Genomic DNA, 18935 nt, shown 5'->3' on the forward strand with positions numbered 1-18935 from the left:
GGGAATACTAGCTGCCCGAGGTATTCGTGCTCCAGCGTGCCTGTTGCGTGTAGATCACGACGTTGCCGTCGTCCTGCACATAAGCAGCCGCCCCCGGATTGCCGTTGGTGCCTGAACTCCATAGCGCGACGTTCGTGGAACCGTACACGACCAGATTGCCGTCCCCCTGCATCGCCGCATAGGCGCCCGGATGCCCGAAGGTCCCGGAACTCCATTCGGCCAGGCCTTGACGGCGCAACACCAGATTGCCGTCCGCCTGCATGACCAGCACGTTGGCGCCGTTGCCTGACGTGAAGCTCTGGCCGTTGCCGATGCTGACGCCGCCCTTCCACACGGCGGAACCGGTCGACGAGTTCGCATATCCGGTCGTCGCGGTCCCCGTCGCAAATATCGGGACGTAGGTCCGGTAGATCACCATGTTGCCGTCGTCCTGCACGGCAAGAAACTGCCGCACGGAAGCGCCATTGGTCGACGACGCCCAGAGCGCCCTGCCGCTCGCACCGTAGACCACGAAGTTGCCGTCGGTCTGGAACGCGGCATAGGCCCCGGTGTTTCCCGAGGTGCCTGAACTCCACACCGCGGTGCCGCGGGCCGTGTTGTAGAGCACGAGATTGCCGTCCTCCTGCATCGCGAGTTCGTGGCTCTTCGACGGCGAGTACAGTATCTGCCCCGGCTCGAGCGTCGTCCCTTCATTGAGGTTGCCGCCGTAGATCGGCGACGTCGGCGCGCATATCGACGAATGCAGCGCGCTGACGACCGGCGTGCCCCAGCCGCTCACGAAATCCCACCCCGAAGCCGCGCTGTAAGCGCCGTTGCTGCCGCTGGCGATGTCGCGAAAGACGGCTGGCGTCGTTGCCTCTGTACCGTATATCGTCGGCGCCGCGAAGCCGAGGTTCGTCGCACAACTGCCGGACAGGATGCGCGCCCAGGTCGCGCTGAACAGCGGCGCGGACAGGCTGGTGCCCCCCAGCGTCTCGAGCTGCCCGCCGACGATGACCAGTTCGCCGCTGTCGGGATCGGCGTCGAACGCCAGGTCCGGTAGGCCGCGAAAGGCTTTCCCGGCGAGCGCCGCCACGTTCGACTGCCACGACGGAAGGGGCTCGATGCCGCTGATGCCGCCGCCGCCCGAGTTCCAGGCCGTTTCTCCGGCGTAGCTGCCATCGCCGTTCGTATAGAGCGTGGTGCCGCCGACGGTCACGACGTAGGGAGAACTGGCCGGGTATTGCACCGACGTGCCAGTGCAGCCGTACGCCGTGCTGCCCGAATCCCCCGCACTGACCGAAAAGGTCTGCCCTTGCGCAACGGCGAGTTCGAACAGTGTGTCGATCGATGCCGTCGGCGCCCAGTTCTCGCATCCGCCGATCGACATGTTGACGACCCGCGCGGTGTTGTCCGTCACCGCGCGATTGATCGCGAGCGCCATGTCGCTCCACGAGAACGACGGCGCAACGTAGAAATCGAGTTGCTTGAGGCCGCCGGACATCCCGACGACGGTCTGGCTGTCGAGCGACCATTCGGTGTTTCCGCTCGTGTCGGTGCCTGGTGTCCCGGCATTGATCACGACAACCGGGACGGCGGGCAACTGGTTGTTAGTCTCGAATGTCGTCAGGTCGTTGACCGGCTGCGTCACGTCGCCTTCGGAGATGATGCCCACGGTGATGTTGCCGGCCGTCGGTGCGTTACCCATCGAATAGATGCCGGGAAACGCCGTCGGGCTATGGCCGATCGTGACTGCGTCGGTCAGCGGCGACGTGCCGGCGGTTCGCGCACCGGCGGCAGCGGAAGCGCGCACGAAGTGCGGATGCAGGCGCGTCGCGGTATCGAGCCCCAGGACGGCTTGAACGACTCCGCTGATCGCATCGGGCACCGTCTCCGGCGTGGTGTTGATGTGCGCACGGCTGCCGTCCGCCATCGCGACCGGCACGAGGGTCGTCCGGAACACGCCGGACACCACACCGGACGGCGCATCGGCTTCGACGATCATGTTGTTGCCGGCCACCGCGATGTTCGTGAAACCCTTGTTGCCCAAATAGGCCCTCACGGTGGCGACCTGCGCGGCGCGCGGCGCGTAGTGGGCGGCAATCTGCGCGGAGCTCAGCACGGCGCCGAAGCTCGCGCTGCCGCGCGTTCGTGCCTGCCGCAGGAAGCGATTCAGTCCGGATGCGTCGTTCAGCCGGAGCACCAGCGCAACGTGGATCGACGCCGTCGCGCTCAACGGCGTCACGCTCACCACGTTGCCCGCGGCTCGCAGCGCCGACAGTTTGCCGGCCTGCACGGCCGCCGCCGCCGGATCCGCGTCGTCGCCGCAACCGGTCAGCGCGAGCAGCATGCATGCCGCGCCGATTCCCCTGACAATATGCTCCGCTTTCATCGGATCGGTATCGACTGTGGGCTTCTTGTTTAACTTTTCACATCGCTCTTTACTGCGGCATCCGATCGCTGTCCGGCATTCAGGCTGGCGCTGAATGGCACGGCGCCGGCGGGACGATGCGGCGAGCGAGCGTGGCAGCTTTCAGCGACATTGCGTCGACGTGGGGGCTGACCGAATCGTCTGATTACCTTGATCAAACATATGCAGGAATCGGCCGGCAGTCAAATGACCGAGCGAGACCGAAATCGGCCATGAGCGAGGGTTGCATCCGCTGCGCGACGGCCTCGAGCGAAGCGCCGTGTCAACCGCCGGCGCTGAATGAAAAAAAGCGCCTCGCGGCGCTTTTCTGTCGGGCAACGTACCCGGTATTCGCATCGGGCGGGACGATCGTCACTCGTTCGAGGCCACCCGCACGTCCGGCACGCTCTGCAGCACCGGCGCCACCGTCGACTGATATTCCGGCACCCAGCGCCGCAGATCGCGCCGCACCTCGTCGTCGCTCAGCACGCGGTTCTGCATCAGCCACGGCAGCAGTTCGTCGAGCAGGCCGTTCGGCACTTCGCGCGCGCGGGCGATGCGCAGCTTCGGGTGCGGCGTGCGCGTCGTCGCCTCGTCGTCCGCGAGCAGTTCCTCGTAGAGTTTTTCGCCGGGGCGCAGCCCCGTGAACTCGATGCGGATCTGCCCTTCCGAGAAACCGTACAGGCGGATCAGGTCGCGCGCGAGATCGACGATCTTGACCGGCTCGCCCATGTCGAGAATGAAGATCTCGCCGCCGCGCCCCATGCTCGATGCCTGCAGCACGAGCTGCGACGCCTCAGGAATCGTCATGAAGAATCGCGTGATCTCGGGGTGCGTGACCGTCACCGGGCCACCCTTCGAGATCTGCTGCTGGAACTTCGGAATCACGCTGCCCGCGCTGCCTAGCACGTTGCCGAACCGCACCGTCTCGAACTGGGTGCGACCGCTCGTCTGCTGCAACGCCTGACAGGCCATTTCGGCCAGCCGCTTGCTCGCCCCCATCACGTTGGTCGGATTGACGGCCTTGTCGGTCGAGATCAGCACGAAATGGCGCACGTCGTGGCGGATCGCCGCGCGCGCGACGCGGTACGTGCCGAGCACGTTGTTGCGCAGCGCCTGCCACGCGTTGTGCTCCTCCATCAGCGGCACGTGCTTGTACGCGGCCGCATGGAACACGATGTGCGGGGCATAGCGCGACATCACCTGATCGAGCAGCAGCGAATCCTTCGCATCGCCGATGATCGGCAGCACCGGCTGGTCGGGGAAGCGCTCGCGCAGTTCCTCCGTGAGCCGGTACATCGCGTATTCGGAGAGATCGAACGCGACCAGTTGCGCCGGCTTGAAGCGGAGGATCTGCCGGCACAGTTCGGAACCGATCGAGCCGCCCGCCCCCGTGACCATCACCACGCGCCCGCGCAGCAGCGCCTCGACGTGCGGCGTGTCGATCGTCACCGCGTCGCGGCCGAGCAAATCCTCGAGGTCGATGTTCCGCACCTGCGACAGGAAGCCCTGCCCCGGCATCAGCGCGGTCAGCGACGGCAGCACCATCGCCTTGATCCCGGCGCGCACGCACAGCGTCGCGACGCGGCGCTGCGTTTCGACGGATGCCGACGGAATCGCGATGATCGCGTACTCGACCTTCATCGCGTCGGTCCAGTGCTGCAGGTCGTTGAACGAGCCGAGCACCTTGTAGCCGTAGATTTCGCGCCCCTGCTTGGTGACGTCGTCGTCAAGCAGGCCGACAAGGCGCCACTCGCCCGAGCGCGACAGTTCGCGCGCGAGGCTCGCGCCGGCCGTGCCCGCGCCGAGCACCAGTATCGGCTTGCCCTGCCCGACGAGTCCGCCGTACAGGTAGAACTCCTTGGTCGCGCGATACAGCGCACGCGCGCCGCCCATCACGAGAAACAGCATCAGCGGGGACACGAGCAGCACCGAGCGCGGAATGATCGGCGACGGCTGGAACATCACGGCGCCGATCATCACGATCACGCCGCCACCGATCACAGCCTTCGAGATCCGCATCAGATCGGGCAGGCTCGCGAACACCCACAGGCCGCGATAGAGGCCGAACACGTGGAACATCAGCGCGTAGACCGGCAGCACCCAGAAGAGCGCGGTCGAGCCTCCGCTCAGGAAGTCAGGCGGGATACTGCCGTTGAAACGGACGAGATAGGCGAACAACCAGGCGGCCACAACCGCCATCAGGTCGAACAGGAAAGCACTCAGCGACAGCCATGATGCTTTGGATCGCAACATCGGCGGGAAACCTCACGAGTTGTTTTTGGCGGCCGACTGAAACCGGCGCCAACGCATGTCGATCACCAATCCGAGACATGCCAGGACGCCGTACCAAGCGACGAACGACAGCCACTGCTGCAGTTCAGGGCGGCCCTTTGCCCACACGGCGACGATTATGCCTGCGAGCATGATGAGGTACCAACAAAGAGCGGTACGACGGTGGCCAATCCCCGATCGCACCATCCTTTGATAATAATGCTCCCGGTGCGCTTGCCAGAACTTTTCTCCGCGTAACAGACGTCTCGAAAGTGTTACAGATGCGTCTGCGATAAAGGGCGAGAACACCAGCGCCGGAAACCAGATGGGCCACACATCCGTGCGCCAGCCCCAGTAGCCGAGCGCGCCGGCGAGAAAGCCGAGCGGAATCGAACCGGCGTCGCCGAGAAACAGCCGCGCCGGATGGAAATTCAGCAGAAGAAAGCCGAGCGCCGCGCCGGCAGCCGCCGCGCCGGCCACGACCAGGTCGGGCGACGGATTTGCGCCGCCCAGCGCCGCGACCGCATAGCCGCCGAAGCCGAACAGCGCCATCCCGCCCGCGAGACCGTCCGCGCCGTCCATGAAGTTGTACAGGTTCGTCAGCCAGACCATCACGAAGCCCACGCCGACCAGCAGCCACCACGGCGCAGCGGCAGGATAGACGGCGACCAGCGCAACGACCGCCGCGAGGTGCGCGGAGAACCGCACGCGCGCCGGCAGCCCGCGCCGGTCGTCGATCAGGGACAGCGCGGCGAGCCCGGCTGCCGCGGCCGCGATCAGCCCCAGCCGCGGTGCGAGCGCCAGCAGCGCGACGACGCACACGGGCACGATGCCCCAGCCGCCGACGCGCGGTGTCGGCAGCGTATGGAGCGAACGATCGTTTGGAATGTCGGTGGCCAGCCGCCATGCGAGACCGGTCGCAAGCAGCACGCGCAGGATGGCCGTCGATGCGACGGCCGCGGCCAGGGCCAGCGCGAGCGCGGCCGGCCACGTGGAGATCGGGAAAGACATGTCGGTTAGTTCTGGGTATCGCGCGAACGATACCATGCGGCGGTCGCCTCGAGACCCTGCCGGGTCGTATGGGGAGGTTGCCAGCCGAGCACGCGCCGGATGCGGCTCGTATCGAGCTGCAGGCCGCCGGTCAGGCGGTCGATCGCGGCGCTGCGGCCGGTCAGGCGGCCGGCGAGCCGCAACACGGCGAGCGGGACCGGAAAGAGCCTTGCCGGCCGGCCGAGCGCGTCGCCGACCATGCGCAGAAGGCCGGCGACCGACGGCGCGTCGTCGTCGGCGACGTGGAAACACGCGTGCGCCGCGCGCGGATCGATCACGCAGCGCAGCAACGCGTCCACGAGATTGTCGACGCCGACGACACTGCGGCGCGCGGTGATTGCTCCGAGCGGCAGCGGCACGCCGCGCGATACGGCGTCCATCATTCTCAGGAAGTTCGCGCGGACCTCGGGACCGTACACCAGCGGCGGCCGGACGATCACCGTCTCGAGGCCGGTGTCGTCGCCGAATTGCCGAAGCCGCACTTCGGCATCGCGCTTGGAACGGCCGTACGGATCTTCGGGGCGGGCGGGACTGTCTTCGCGCAGCGGCTGGCCGCCGTCGGTTTCGGCGATGGCCTTGATGCTGCTGACGAACACGATGCGACGCACGCCATGCCGGTGCGCGGCGGCGGCCACGCGCAGCGTGCCATCGACGTTCATCGCGCGAAACGCGGCGTCGGGATCCGCGGCGGCGTCGTTCATCACGTGCACGCGCGCGGCGAGATGCACGACGCAGTCGGCGTCACGGGCCGAGGCCGGCCACTGCGTTTCGATATCGGCGAATTCGGGGCCGGTGTACACCCACTCGTCGACGCCGGCCGGCGCGGTGCCGGCGCGGCGCACGAGGCCGGTCACCCGATGACCGTTCTCGACCAGGGTACGGCAGAGGACGCGGCCCACGAAGCCACTCGCCCCCGTTACCACGACATGCATCGGCGATGTTTCCAGGCAAAGCGGTTGAGGAAGACGCATGGGCGCGGCGCGCGACCCGGTCGGCGGACACCCATGCTCATTCGATACATGAATGATGTTCGAATGCCTAATAGACCCGCAGTATACCGTTTAGGTCCCGGGTTTCGATCGCACGGTTCGGACACGCTTCGGCAACCTCGCCCGAGGAGCAAAACAGGCGATGCGCGCTCCTCGCGCGGCCCTCCGGGTGCTATCCCGAATTCATCGCAACACACATTCGACACGCACGCAAGAGGTTGAAATATCACGCTTTTTCCTGCATGATAGCGCCCGCCTGGAACGCCGAAAACCGGTGCGCGAACCGCTTGTGCGCCAAGACGAGTCATAGAACAAGTGAGACCAATGGGATCCATGTTGGACGCAAACGAGAAGCACCCATCAACTCAAAATTCCATTGCTAAAAACCCCTGCCTGCCCGATCTGCTGATTTTCGGTGTCCTTGCGTTCGCGCTGCTGCTGATCAACTGGCCGTTGATCAACGTCAATCACATCGAGATTTCGGACTTCGCTGCCAACAGCCTGCTGATCCAGAAAGCGAAACATCTCGATCTGTTCGTCGGAAACTACTCGCGGGTCGGGTTCAACCACCCCGGCCCCGCGATCCTGTACGTGCAGGCATTCGGCGAGCTGTTCCTGTACGACTGGCTGCATGTCGTCGCATCGCCGTTTTCCGGCCAGATGGTTGCGTCGATCCTGTACAACGCAGCGTGGATCGCGGTCGTGTTCCGGATGCTCCGGACCATCGTCGGATCCGTACGCGGCGCCGGTCTCGTGACGGCCACATTCCTCTGCATCGTCGCGTATCAGAACTTCCAGTTCTTCGCCGGCATGTGGTTTCCGGAGCTCTATTTCTTCCCGTTCGCGGCCGCGCTCGTCGCCGCATCCCGGTTCGCGTCCGGGAAAGCCGACATGCTCATGCCGCTGGCACTGAGTGCGGGCTTTCTGATCAACGGGCACGTGTCGTTCCTGTCGACGCTCGGGATCATCTTCGTGCTGCTCGTGCTCTACAACGCGCTCGTGCATCGCAAGCTGCCCGCCGATCAGGTGATGTTCGGTCTGGAATACTGGCGAACGAACGCCGGGCGGATCGCCCGGGCCGTGGGCGTTCTGCTGCTGTTCTTCGTTCCGCTGGCAATCGAGACGCTGCGCCATCCGCCAGGCCCGATAGCCGACTACATCTCGTTCGGCAAACAGCACCGCTCCAATACGCTCAGCGAATCGCTTCAGTATGCTGCCCAATTCTGGGGTGGCAACGCGATCTTCATTGCGGCGATATTCGTGATCGGCGCGTTGTTCGTTCATGGCCTGTCCAGCAAACACTGGACGATGCCCGTCGAGATACTCGGCCTGCTGGCCACGCTGCTCGCCGCCACGGCGGCCATGTTCGTCTACTCGAAGTTCGGGGTCGACATGCTCGACCAGAAATACATCGGGTACTTCTACTATGCGGTTCCCGCGCTGGCCGCCAGCTTGATCGTCGTGTGGATCATGCATGTGTCGTCGCCCAGGTCGTTCGCGATGCTGGCGACAATTGCAATCCCCGTTCTGCTGATCGTCACCGCCCGGAAAATCGACAACACGCCGGCTTATGCCGATGCCTATACGCGCCCCGACGTCGTCGACCTGTACAACAAGCTGGAAAAGATCAAACCGGACGGGCGCATCGTCCTGAACCTCAACAACCGCCCCAGCCTGGACAAGGTATGGATGACGGTCGTCGGCCTGGAGGCCTATGCCAAGCGCCGCGGGAACAATCTGTTCTGCGTCCGGCAGAACTGGCATATCCTGTTTACGAAGGACGCGCGGTGCACCCCGGACGAGATCGCGAATCACACGCAATACGAGGTTTCCGGCGCGACGGCCGACAATCGCACACCGGCGGATATCGAAGCCGCGGGCCTGCTGATCAGAAAATACCCTGACGACTTTTCGGATGTCGGTTACCTGTCGGTCGCAAAGAACCCGGGCATCTTCGGCATCATTCTCGGCGACGGCTGGTCGTTCGTGGAGCCGGAATCCGTCTGGATGCAAGCAAACGAAGCCCACCTGCTACTGAAGGTACACAACGGATACTCGGGCACCCTGCAACTGGATCTCGGCGCATTCCTGCCGCGCCCGAATTCCGCCCAGCATCTGACGATCCATGTGAACAACGCCCCGCCTTACCACGCCACGTTCGATGCCGGCACGCCGCGGCAGACGATTCGCATCCCGATTGAACGGGTGGATCAGGGCCGGCTCGATATCCGCTTCGTCGATCCCGACATCGTGTCGCCCAGATCCCTGGGCGTATCCAACGATCCGCGCACTCTCGGCGTGTCGTTATACGGACTCGGCCTCGCCCGTTGAGGCGAACTCGAAGGTACTTGCAACCGTCTGCTCATGCTGTTTGATTCGACCCGCCACTGCAGCACCTAACTATGATCGGCAGACCGCTCGTTGTTGACCTCGATGGCACCCTGCTTCGTTCGGACGTCCTGATCGAATCCGGGTTCTGTTACCTGAAGTCTTCGCCGCTTCGCTGTCACGCGCCGCTCGCGTGGCTGCTCCGCGGCGGAAAGCCCGTGCTCAAGTCGCGGCTGGCCGCCGAGACCGATCTCGACGTCAGCGTGCTGCCGTTCGATCCGCAGATCGTCGAGTGGCTCAAGGACGAACGCGCGAACGGACGCACGATCGTGCTGGCCACCGCCAGCCACGAGAAGTACGCGCACGCGATCGCCGAGCATCTCGCGCTGTTCGACGAAGTCCTGGCGACCAACGACCAGGTCAACCTGTCCGCGCATCGGAAACGGGACCGGCTCGTCGCCCGCTTCGGCGAACATGGCTTCGACTATGCCGGCAACTCGCGCGACGATCTTCCGGTCTGGCAGGCCGCCGAGCGTGCGTACGTCGTCAACGCACCGGCCGCCGTCAAACGCGCGGCGGAAAAAGCCGGCAACGTCGAGCGTGTGTTCGAATCCCGTCCGCCGGCGCTGAAGACGTGGGCCCGGTCGCTGCGCATGCATCAGTGGCTGAAAAACCTGCTGATCTTCCTGCCGCTGCTTGCCGGACACATGCTGGGCTCGCCCCACCTGATCGTCAATGCGGCGCTGGCATTCGTCGCCTTCGGCCTCTGCGCGTCGAGCGTCTATCTGCTCAACGACCTGCTCGATCTCGAGGACGACCGCCACCATCCGACCAAATGCCGGCGCCCGCTCGCATCCGGCGCGCTGCCGCTCGCGTGGGGGCTGGCCGCGTTTCCCGCGCTGCTGGTCGGCGCGTTCGCGCTCGCATACGTCGCACTGCCGTGGCGCTTCTCGGCGGTGCTGCTCGGCTACTACGCACTGACGCTGGCCTACTCGGCGGTGCTCAAGCGCCTGGTGATGGTCGACGTCGTCGTGCTCGCACTGCTCTATACGGTGCGTATCGTTGCGGGCACAACGGCCATCGCGACGCATCTGACGTTCTGGCTGCTGGCCTTCTCGATGTTCATCTTCCTCAGCCTCGCGCTCGTCAAGCGCTACGCGGAACTACTGTCGATGAAAAAGCGCGGGCTGACCCAGTCGCGCGGCCGCGGATACGTCGCGAGCGATCTCGAACTGGTCTCGTCGCTGGGCAGCGCATCGGGCTATCTGTCCGTGCTCGTGCTGGCGATGTACATCCAGGACCCGAAGACCGCACATCTCTACCGTCACCCGCAGCTGATCTGGCTCGCGTGTCCGTTGCTGCTCTACTGGATCAGCCGGACCTGGATCCTCGCGCACCGCGGCCACATGCACGACGACCCGATCATCTTCGCGGTCCGCGACCGGGTGAGCCTGGTCGTGATCGGCCTGTGCGGCCTGGTTTTCTGGGCGGCGATCTGAACCATGCGCACGGTGCTTTCATGGGGACGCTACCCCGCCCACCCGCAAACCCCGCACGACGTTGCGTGGCGCAACGACCTGCCCGGCACCTGGGCAGGGGTCGTCGGTGCGCATGAAACCACGCTCGCCTACGGCAACGGCAGAAGCTACGGCGACAGTTGCCTGGCCGCGTCCGGCCACGTGCTGCGAACCCGCTCGCTGGACCGGCTGATCGGCGCGAACTGGGAAGCGGGCGTGCTGCGCGCGGAGCCCGGCATCACGCTCGAGCAGATTCTGGACGTCGCGATACCGCGCGGCTGGATGCTGCCCGTCACGCCCGGGACCAAATACGCGACGCTCGGCGGAGCCATCGCGAACGACGTGCACGGCAAGAACCATCACGTGCGCGGCACGTTCGGCCGTCATGTACGCCGCTTCATGCTGGCCCGCAGCGACGGCACCATGCTCGAATGCGCGGCGGACACGAACGCGGCACTCCATGCCGCGACAATCGGCGGCCTGGGCCTGACCGGATTGATCCAGTGGGCCGAGATCCAGCTGATGCCCATCCGGTCGAGCCGAATCGACGTGACCAGCATCCGCTTCGGCGATCTCGACGAATTCTTCGCGCTGTCGGAAGCCTACGATCCCGTGCATGAATACAGCGTCGCCTGGGTGGATTGCCTCGGTCGAGGCGAGCAGCTCGGGCGCGGCATCTTCATGGTCGGCGACCATGCGAGCGAAGGGCCGCTGGAAGTCGACCGGCGCGGAAAACGCACGGTGCCGTTCACCTTTCCGGCGCCGGTTTTCAACAAGGTGACCCTGCGCGCGTTCAACGGCCTGTATTATCACCGCCAGCAGACCCGCGAAGCCCGCTCCACCGTCAGCTACGACCAGTACTTCTATCCATTGGACGGCCTGCTCGAGTGGAACCGGATCTACGGGCGCCAAGGCTTCCAGCAGTATCAATGCGTCGTGCCGCGCGCGGTGGCCCGCGATGCGACGCGCGACATGCTGCGCGCGATCGCCGACAGCGGAACCGGATCGTTTCTGGCCGTGTTGAAGCGTTGCGGAGACGTCCGGTCGCCCGGGCTGCTGTCGTTCCCGATGGAAGGCACGTCGCTCGCGCTCGACTTTCCGCAGCGCGACGAACAGAACCGCCGGCTCTTTGCCGTCCTCGACACCATCGTCCGCGACGCCGCGGGAAGAATCTATCCGGCGAAGGACGCCCATATGACGGGTCAGGACTTCCGAACGGCCTATCCGGACTGGGAACAGGTCGAAACCCTGCGCGATCCCGCGCTGCTTTCCCGTTTCTGGGATCGCGTCACCCGTACATGACCATGCAGAAAAAGATACTGATAGTAGGTGCGACCTCAGGCATTGCGATGGCCTGTGCACGCGTCTGGGCCGCTCAGGGCGCCCGGCTGTTCCTGGTCGCGCGCAACGCTGAGCGCCTGCAACAAGTGGCCGACGACCTGCTCGCTCGTGGCGCGACGCTCGCGGCCACGCACACGCTGGACATCAACGCGCTGGGACAGCACGCCGCGATGCTCGACGACTGCCGGCGCGCGTTCGACGGCGCGCCCGACATCGTGCTGGTCGCACCGGGCACGCTGCCCGACCAGGCGCTGTGCCAGGCCGACCCTGCCGTTGCCGTGCGCGAATTCAACACCAACGCGACGTCGGTGATCGCGTTGCTGACCACGATCGCGAACACGCTCGAGGCGGCACGAAGCGGCGCGATCGCGGTGATCGGCTCGGTCGCCGGCGACCGCGGCCGCCCGTCCAACTATCTGTACGGCAGCGCGAAAGCCGCGCTCGCCGCGTTCTGCGAAGGCCTGCGCGCACGGCTCTACAAGGCCGGCGTCCACCTCGTCACGATCAAGCCCGGTTTCGTGGCCACCGCGATGACGGCGGGGCTGCCGCTGCCCGGCCCGCTCGTCGCGTCGCCGGACAAAGTCGCGAAGGACATCACCCGCGCCATCGAGAAGAAGAAGAACGTGCTGTATACGCCGTGCTTCTGGTCGCTGATCATGCTGATCATCCGCTCGGTGCCGCAGTTCGTCTTCAAGCGCCTGTCCCTGTAACGACCGCGACGCGCCCGCCCCTCTCATGCAGACACCCGACATCATGAATCAAACCCGTATCGTCCTCCCTGGCGGCGCCGGCCTGGTCGGTCAGAACCTCGTCGCCCGCCTGAAGCAGCAGGGCTACTCGAACATCGTCGTCCTCGACAAGCACGAAGCGAACCTGAACGTGTTGCGCCAGGTGCATCCGGACGTCACCGCCGTGTTCGCCGATCTCGCCGAGCCGGGCGACTGGGACAAGCATTTCGAACACGCAGACACGGTCGTCATGCTGCAGGCCCAGATCGGCGCGCCGACCCGCGAGCCGTTCGTGCGCAACAACATCACGTCGACGAAGCACGTGCTCGAGGTGATCAAGCGCTATGCCATTCCCCATACGGTGCACATCAGCTCGTCAGTGGTCAATTCCGTGGGGGACGACTGGTACACGGAAACCAAGCGCGAGCAGGAAGAGATCGTCGCCGCATCGGGCATCAACTGCGTGATCCTGCGCCCGACGCTGATGTTCGGTTGGTTCGACCGCAAGCACCTCGGCTGGCTGTCGCGCTTCATGCACCGCGTGCCGGTGTTCCCGATCCCGGGCAGCGGCCGCTACATGCGCCAGCCGCTCTACGTCGGCGATTTCTGCAACGTGATCATCAGCTGCATCCGCTCCGGCAAGGCCGGACAGGCCTTCAACATCACGGGACTCGAGCGCGTCGACTACATCGACCTCATCCGCCAGATCAAGCGCGCGACCCACGCACGCTGCGCGATCGTGAAGATCCCGTACGGCCTGTTCTACGTGCTGCTGAAGATCTACGCGCTGTTCGACAGCAATCCGCCGTTCACCGCGGACCAGCTGAAGGCGCTCACCGCCGGCGACGAGTTCGAGGTGATCGACTGGGAAGGCATCTTCGGCATCCAGGCCACACCGCTCGACAAGGCCATGACCGAAACCTTCAACGACCCGACCTACAGCCACATCGCACTAGAGTTCTAAAGCCATGAGCGCAGACCGTATTGCCGTCCTCGGTGCCGGCCCCATGGGGCTCGGCGTTGCCTACCAGCTCGTCAAGGACGGGCGCAAGCCTGTGATCTTCGAGGCAGACGACCGCGTCGGCGGCATGGCCGCATGCTTCGACTTCGGCGGGCTCTCGATCGAGCGCTACTACCACTTCCACGCGATTTCCGATCACGCGTTCCTGAAGGTGCTGCAGGAGCTCGGCCTCGAAGACAAGATGCACTGGCGCGAGACGAAGATGGGGTACTTCTACCAGGATCGCGTGCAGCCGTGGGGCAATCCGATCGCACTGCTGAAGTTCAAGGGACTCGGCCTGACCGCGAAGATCCGCTACGGGCTGCACGCGTTTCTCTGCACGCGCCGGGACGACTGGAAGCCGCTCGACAAGCTCGAGGCGACCGGCTGGATTCGCCGCTGGGTGGGTGAGGAAGCGTGGGAAGTGCTGTGGCGCCGCCTGTTCGACTACAAGTTCTACGATCACGCGCGCAGCCTCTCCGCCGCGTGGATCTGGAGCCGCGTGCGCCGGATCGGCCGGTCGCGCTACAACCTCTTCAAGGAAAAGCTCGGCTACCTCGACGGCGGCTCGGATACGCTGCTCGAAGGCATGCGCCGCTACATCGAAGCGAACGGCGGCGAGTTCCGGCTCGGCACGCCGGTCAGCAAGGTGCTGATCGAGAACGGCAAGGTCGCCGGCGTCGAGGCGGGTGGCGAGTCGCTCGCGTTCGACAAGGTCATCAGCACCATTCCGCTGCCGTACGTGCCGCGCGTGATGCCCGATCTCCCGACCGACATCCTGGAAAAATTCGCGAGCGTGAAGAACGTCGCGGTGGTGTGCGTGATCGCCAAGCTGCGCAAGCCGGTCACCGAGAACTTCTGGCTCAACACCAACGATCCGGAGATGGACATTCCGGGGATCGTCGAATACACGAACCTGCGTCCGCTCGATGCGCACGTCGTGTACGTTCCGTTCTACGTGCCGGGCGAACACCCGGTCTACCAGCAGCCGGATACGGCCTTCATCGACAAGGTGAAGCGCTACCTGATGAAGATCAATCCCGCGATCACGCCCGACGATTTCATCGACGTGCGCGCGAGCCGCTACCGCTTCGCGCAACCGGTGTGCGAGCCGGGCTTCGCCGATCGCCTGCCGCCGATCCAGCTGCCCGTGCAGGGCCTGCTGGTCGCCGACACGTCGTATTACTACCCCGAAGACCGCGGCATCTCCGAGAGTATCGGGCTCGCACGCGAAATGGCCAGAATGGTATGACCGACATTGCCCGAACCGCGAAGCGCGGCCTCGTTTCCCGGGAATTCCTGCTGTTCCTGCTGACGGGCGGCTTCGCCGCGGCCGTCAACTGGGGCAGCCGGATTCTCTACAACCTGTGGATGCCCTACTCGGCCGCGATCGTCGTCGCCTATGTGACCGGCATGATCACGGCGTTCATCCTGGCCAAGCTGTTCGTCTTCAAGAAAAGTACGCAGTCCACCGGGCGCTCGGCGTTTTTCTTCACGCTGGTGAACCTGGTCGCTGTGTTTCAGACGTGGCTCGTCAGCGTCGGTCTTGCGTACTACGTCTTTCCGCGACTCGGCCTGCACTGGCATGACCGGGACATCGCACACCTGGTCGGCGTGATCGTCCCGGTTTTCTCCAGCTACATCGGGCACAAGAAGTTCAGCTTCCGGCATCACGAAAGCTGAGCCGTCGAAACGGCCTATCCACTGTCGACGATATCGTCAAACAGCGTAGCCTGGGCATCGTCTTGATTGTGCACAACTCGTTCCCGAGCAGGTTGAGTGGCAAAACGATCTACGCGCCTGTCGGGATACGTTCGAACTCAACTGCGTCTCGAATCAGTAAAACGGCCAATTGAGCATGTCGTACTTCATGGTGAACCATCCAAAAGCATGGTGCAGCACATAGACCACATCCATCGGGAACGCGGATGCTCGTGGCACTGCGCCCCATACCCAAGCCCAAGGCACCACCAGCCATGCAACGAATAAAACTGCTGCAGTTCGATCGTCAATGGAACCAAGGAAGCTCGAATTAAGTAACCAGTAGACGCTCAGCAGAAAGAAACTCGATACAGCGAAAACGCGCGTCTGATCCCCTGAAATTGGAAGTAGCAGCAAGAGCGCCCCCAGCCCCAGAAGCATTGGGACAGCTTTTCTACCGGCATCGAACTGCTTGAATGCGATCAACCAGGCAGTACCAAGAGCCGAAAATACCGTGACGAACGGATGGTAAAGAAACTGATGCAGCGTCATTGACAAGTTCTTTTCCAGCCAAAAGGTGCGACCAGAATTCACTTCGATACCCCAGTGCCGCACAATACCCATCAATATCAATTTTCCGATAACGATGCCAGCAATCAGGCTTAGGAGCCATTGCCATGTGTACGCTTTCTCATCGCGATATATCTTCCCCACGACCATCGCGCCAAAGACCGCCATGCTACCAACGATGGATTGCTCAAAATGCTGCATCCCAAGTGCCGCCCCGATCAACACGACAATGACTCGGCCATTCGGCAGTGCAAGTGCGCATGTCATCAGCAACAGTGTGAGCGAATCGTAGGATACCCAATAATAAGCCGTCGTCGACACCGGAAGCGCCGCAAAAATCAATAGTGCAATACGCGCGGAGCGACCATCAAGCCTGGAAAACAACGTCCAAATGAAAATCAGTGTAAAAGCACACGAAAACGCCAAATGAAGTATGAAAAAACTTTCTGTCGACGTGGCGTGAAGCAACCATGCGATGAATGGCCCCAACCAGTTCCAGAACAGGTACTGCGCCCCCGGATCGGAGAACGGATTATGGAAGGGATCTTGAGCCAGCAACTGAGAAGCACCAAGATTGGGAATCGCCCAAACTCCAGTCTTCATCAAGGAAACGGCCAAAACGACGGCAATAAGCCGCGATGGACGACTCTCAAAAACGAATCGCTCTGCAATGTTCAGAATTTTCATGCGGTCTCATCAATTATTCTGTGGGCGCGTAGTACATCCCGTTAATATCATGCTTTTAAATGCCTAATCCTTTCCACGCATTCGCCCCGTCAACTCATCTACTCGTCCCGAGAGCGGCGCAACCATCCGCTCCCACCCGTGCTCGCGCTCGACGAACATCCTCGCTCGCTCAGCCATCCCGACCGCTGCATCCTCGTCGCTAACAAGCATTTCGATACAGTCGACGAATTCCTGCGGCGTATCGGCGATCAGCAGGTCCTCCCCGCTTTTCGCACCCAGCCCTTCGTGCCCCAGCGACGTCGTGACGACCGGCAGCCCGAGCGCCATGTATTCGAGGATCTTGTTCTGCACGCCGGCGCCGATCCGCATCGGGCACACGCCGATCGCGCCGTCGGCCGCGGCCTGCGCGACCGATTCGACGCGGCCGGTCACCTCGACGCCGTCGTACGCGCGGAATTGCTCGGCCAGCGCGGGGGCAATGGAGCCGACGATCCGGAAGCGATAGTCGGCACGCCGGCGCAGCAACGGCAGCACCGCTTCGGCGAAGTAGTGGCACATGTCCTGGTTCTGCACCGTGCGCATGTCGCCGATGAACACCAGCAAGCGGCTCGCCATGCTGCGCGCCGCATACGGCAGGCCGGAAAGATCCACGCCGTTCGAACACACCATCACCCGCTTGCCGGACTCGCCGGGAAACAGGTAATCTCGATCGGTCTTCGACACCAGTACCGACAGGTCGAAGTCGTCGACGATCGTGCGCTCGTAGTCGAGCAGGCGCTTCGCCTCGATGCCGAACACGCGCGACTTCAGCCCCCGCGCTTTCCTGAGTTGCTTGACGCGGCTGTAGTTGAGCGAGATTGCGTCGGTCATTTCGAGCACGCGCGGCTTGTCCGACTTGCGCACGTACTCCGCGCAGCGCACCAGGTGCACGAACGCGCCGTCATGCGACGGCAGCAGCCGGGACACGGCCGCCGCAAACGCGCGGCTGCGGTAATACGCCACCTGCAGCGGCGTGCGCGTGGGCAGCGCGAGCAGCGTATTGACGTACGAACGCGCCCTGGACAGAAAGACCCGTTCGACGCGGTCGAACACGCCGTCGGCCGGCACTTCGGCATGCATGTCTTCCTGACTGTCGCACAGGCTCAGCAACGTCAGCGAGTAATGGCGCGACAGCATCCTGCAGAGGTGATAGATCCGCAGCTTGTCGCCGCCGATCACCGGATACGGAAACCGGGGCGTCAGCACCAGCAGCTTCTTCTTGTTTTCGCTCATGACAGGCGCGCCCAGAAATCCTCGATCTTCGGACGGACAGCGGATTCCGAAAAGGTGCGCGCGCGATCCATCCCGTCGCCGAACGCCACCTCGAAGCGCGTGTCGTCGCACCATACCTGGCGGATCTGCTCCGCCATGTCTTCCACCGAATACGGATCGAACTGCAGGCCGCACGCACCGACGATCTCGGGGATCGACGTCGTGTTGCTGCACGCGACGGGCGTGCCGGACGCCATCGCTTCCAGCGGCGGAATTCCGAATCCTTCGAACAGCGAAGCAAACACGAAGGCACGCGCTCGCCGGTACTGCTCGCGCAGTTCGTCGCGCGACACGTAGCCGAGCAGTTCGACGTGGCGCGCGAGCCCGAGTGCATTCGCCCGCTCGCGAAAATGCGCGTGATGCTCGACGTTGATGCCGGCGATCCGGAGCCGCGCATCGTCGTCCAGCGCCGGCCGCGCGATCGCGAAAGCCTGCAGCAACCGGTCGACGTTCTTGCTCGGCACCTCGCCCGCCACCGTAAACAGGTACGGCGCGCGCTCCGCGCGACTCAACGGCGGTGCGAACCAGTCGTCCGAAATCGCGCACGGAATGACCTGCACGTCCGCCTCACGCAGTCCGAACGTCTCCACCAGCTCACGCTGCGTGAATCGCGAAACGGTCAGCACGACGTCCGCCCGGCGCGCGAGCCGTGGCACCACGTGCCGGCGATAGACGCGTCCGGCGGTCTGGTACAGCGATCTTGCCGGCGGCAGCACGCTCCACGGCTTCATGTAGATCAGGTCGTGAACGACCGCGATCAGCCGCGTGTTGCCGATCGATCGCAGCGGCCCGGTGTTGTACGGGCACAGCAGGTAGTCGAGCTTCTGTTCCCGGCAAAGGCGCGGCAGCTCGACCTGCTCCCACCACGGGAAGAAACCGCGGCCGCCGCTCACGCACCGCCATTCGTCGGCGTTCACGCCGTCCGGCGCAAGGCCCAGGACCGATGCGCCGACCGGCGCCACCAGTTGCCGGGCGAACCGCCCCATGCCGCGGTAGTTGCCCACCATCCAGGTGATATCCACCCCCAACTTCACGCGGTACTCCTCGCAG

General features: G+C 64.1%; 14 protein-coding genes. 7 read left to right on the forward strand and 7 right to left on the reverse strand.

Annotated features, from left to right (window positions below; genetic code table 11):
• Positions 1-7: 7 nt before the first annotated feature.
• The 4 genes from DIE13_RS15885 to DIE13_RS15900 all read right to left on the reverse strand — a co-directional run bounded on the left by DIE13_RS15885 (position 8) and on the right by DIE13_RS15900 (position 6645).
• On the reverse strand, positions 8-2371 hold the full coding sequence (locus tag DIE13_RS15885; protein WP_124828064.1) for a protease pro-enzyme activation domain-containing protein: 2364 nt from the start codon (positions 2369-2371) through the stop codon (positions 8-10).
• 390 nt (positions 2372-2761) lie between these two features.
• The gene (locus tag DIE13_RS15890) at positions 2762-4645 is read right to left on the reverse strand and encodes a nucleoside-diphosphate sugar epimerase/dehydratase (protein ID WP_124828065.1); all 1884 of its coding nucleotides are present in this window, start codon (positions 4643-4645) and stop codon (positions 2762-2764) included.
• Positions 4646-4657: 12 nt separating this feature from the next.
• Positions 4658-5710 (reverse strand): glycosyltransferase family 4 protein, encoded by a 1053-nt coding sequence (locus DIE13_RS15895; protein ID WP_124828066.1) that lies wholly within the window; start codon positions 5708-5710, stop codon positions 4658-4660.
• A complete protein-coding gene (locus DIE13_RS15900) occupies positions 5680-6645 on the reverse strand; it encodes a UDP-glucose 4-epimerase family protein (RefSeq protein ID WP_124828067.1) in 966 nt (321 codons plus the stop codon). Before DIE13_RS15900 ends, DIE13_RS15895 begins: the two co-directional genes overlap by 31 nt.
• Before the next feature lie 390 nt (positions 6646-7035).
• Between DIE13_RS15900 and DIE13_RS15905 the strand changes: the two genes are divergently transcribed.
• The 7 genes from DIE13_RS15905 (at position 7036) to DIE13_RS15935 (ending at position 15299) form a co-directional block, all read left to right on the forward strand.
• Positions 7036-9033, forward strand: a complete 1998-nt coding sequence (locus DIE13_RS15905; protein ID WP_124828068.1) for a hypothetical protein — start codon at positions 7036-7038, stop codon at positions 9031-9033.
• Positions 9034-9104: 71 nt separating this feature from the next.
• Entirely contained in the window at positions 9105-10529 is a 1425-nt protein-coding gene (locus tag DIE13_RS15910) for a UbiA family prenyltransferase (RefSeq protein ID WP_124828069.1), read from the forward strand.
• Between the two features lie 3 nt (positions 10530-10532).
• On the forward strand, positions 10533-11849 hold the full coding sequence (locus DIE13_RS15915; RefSeq protein ID WP_124828070.1) for an FAD-binding oxidoreductase: 1317 nt from the start codon (positions 10533-10535) through the stop codon (positions 11847-11849).
• Entirely contained in the window at positions 11846-12598 is a 753-nt protein-coding gene (locus DIE13_RS15920) for an SDR family oxidoreductase (RefSeq protein ID WP_124828071.1), read from the forward strand. Before DIE13_RS15915 ends, DIE13_RS15920 begins: the two co-directional genes overlap by 4 nt.
• 43 nt (positions 12599-12641) lie before the next feature.
• Positions 12642-13580: an NAD(P)-dependent oxidoreductase gene (locus tag DIE13_RS15925; protein ID WP_098552681.1), complete on the forward strand. Its 939-nt coding sequence runs from the start codon at positions 12642-12644 to the stop codon at positions 13578-13580.
• A gap of 4 nt (positions 13581-13584) precedes the next feature.
• Positions 13585-14868, forward strand: coding sequence for an NAD(P)/FAD-dependent oxidoreductase (locus DIE13_RS15930; RefSeq protein ID WP_124828072.1), 1284 nt, complete (start codon positions 13585-13587; stop codon positions 14866-14868).
• A complete protein-coding gene (locus DIE13_RS15935; protein ID WP_096503419.1) occupies positions 14865-15299 on the forward strand; it encodes a GtrA family protein in 435 nt (144 codons plus the stop codon). The genes DIE13_RS15930 and DIE13_RS15935 overlap by 4 nt, the downstream gene beginning before the upstream one ends.
• 153 nt (positions 15300-15452) lie before the next feature.
• Here the strand turns inward: DIE13_RS15935 and DIE13_RS15940 are convergent, their stop codons facing one another.
• The 3 genes from DIE13_RS15940 to DIE13_RS15950 all read right to left on the reverse strand — a co-directional run bounded on the left by DIE13_RS15940 (position 15453) and on the right by DIE13_RS15950 (position 18919).
• On the reverse strand, positions 15453-16574 hold the full coding sequence (locus DIE13_RS15940) for a hypothetical protein (protein ID WP_124828073.1): 1122 nt from the start codon (positions 16572-16574) through the stop codon (positions 15453-15455).
• Positions 16575-16637: 63 nt separating this feature from the next.
• Positions 16638-17846 (reverse strand): glycosyltransferase, encoded by a 1209-nt coding sequence (locus DIE13_RS15945; protein WP_124828074.1) that lies wholly within the window; start codon positions 17844-17846, stop codon positions 16638-16640.
• Positions 17843-18919, reverse strand: coding sequence for a glycosyltransferase family 4 protein (locus DIE13_RS15950; RefSeq protein ID WP_124828075.1), 1077 nt, complete (start codon positions 18917-18919; stop codon positions 17843-17845). Before DIE13_RS15950 ends, DIE13_RS15945 begins: the two co-directional genes overlap by 4 nt.
• Positions 18920-18935 lie beyond the last annotated feature (16 nt).

Source organism: Burkholderia sp. Bp9016, from assembly GCF_003857765.1.
In the GTDB taxonomy this organism is placed as follows: domain Bacteria; phylum Pseudomonadota; class Gammaproteobacteria; order Burkholderiales; family Burkholderiaceae; genus Burkholderia.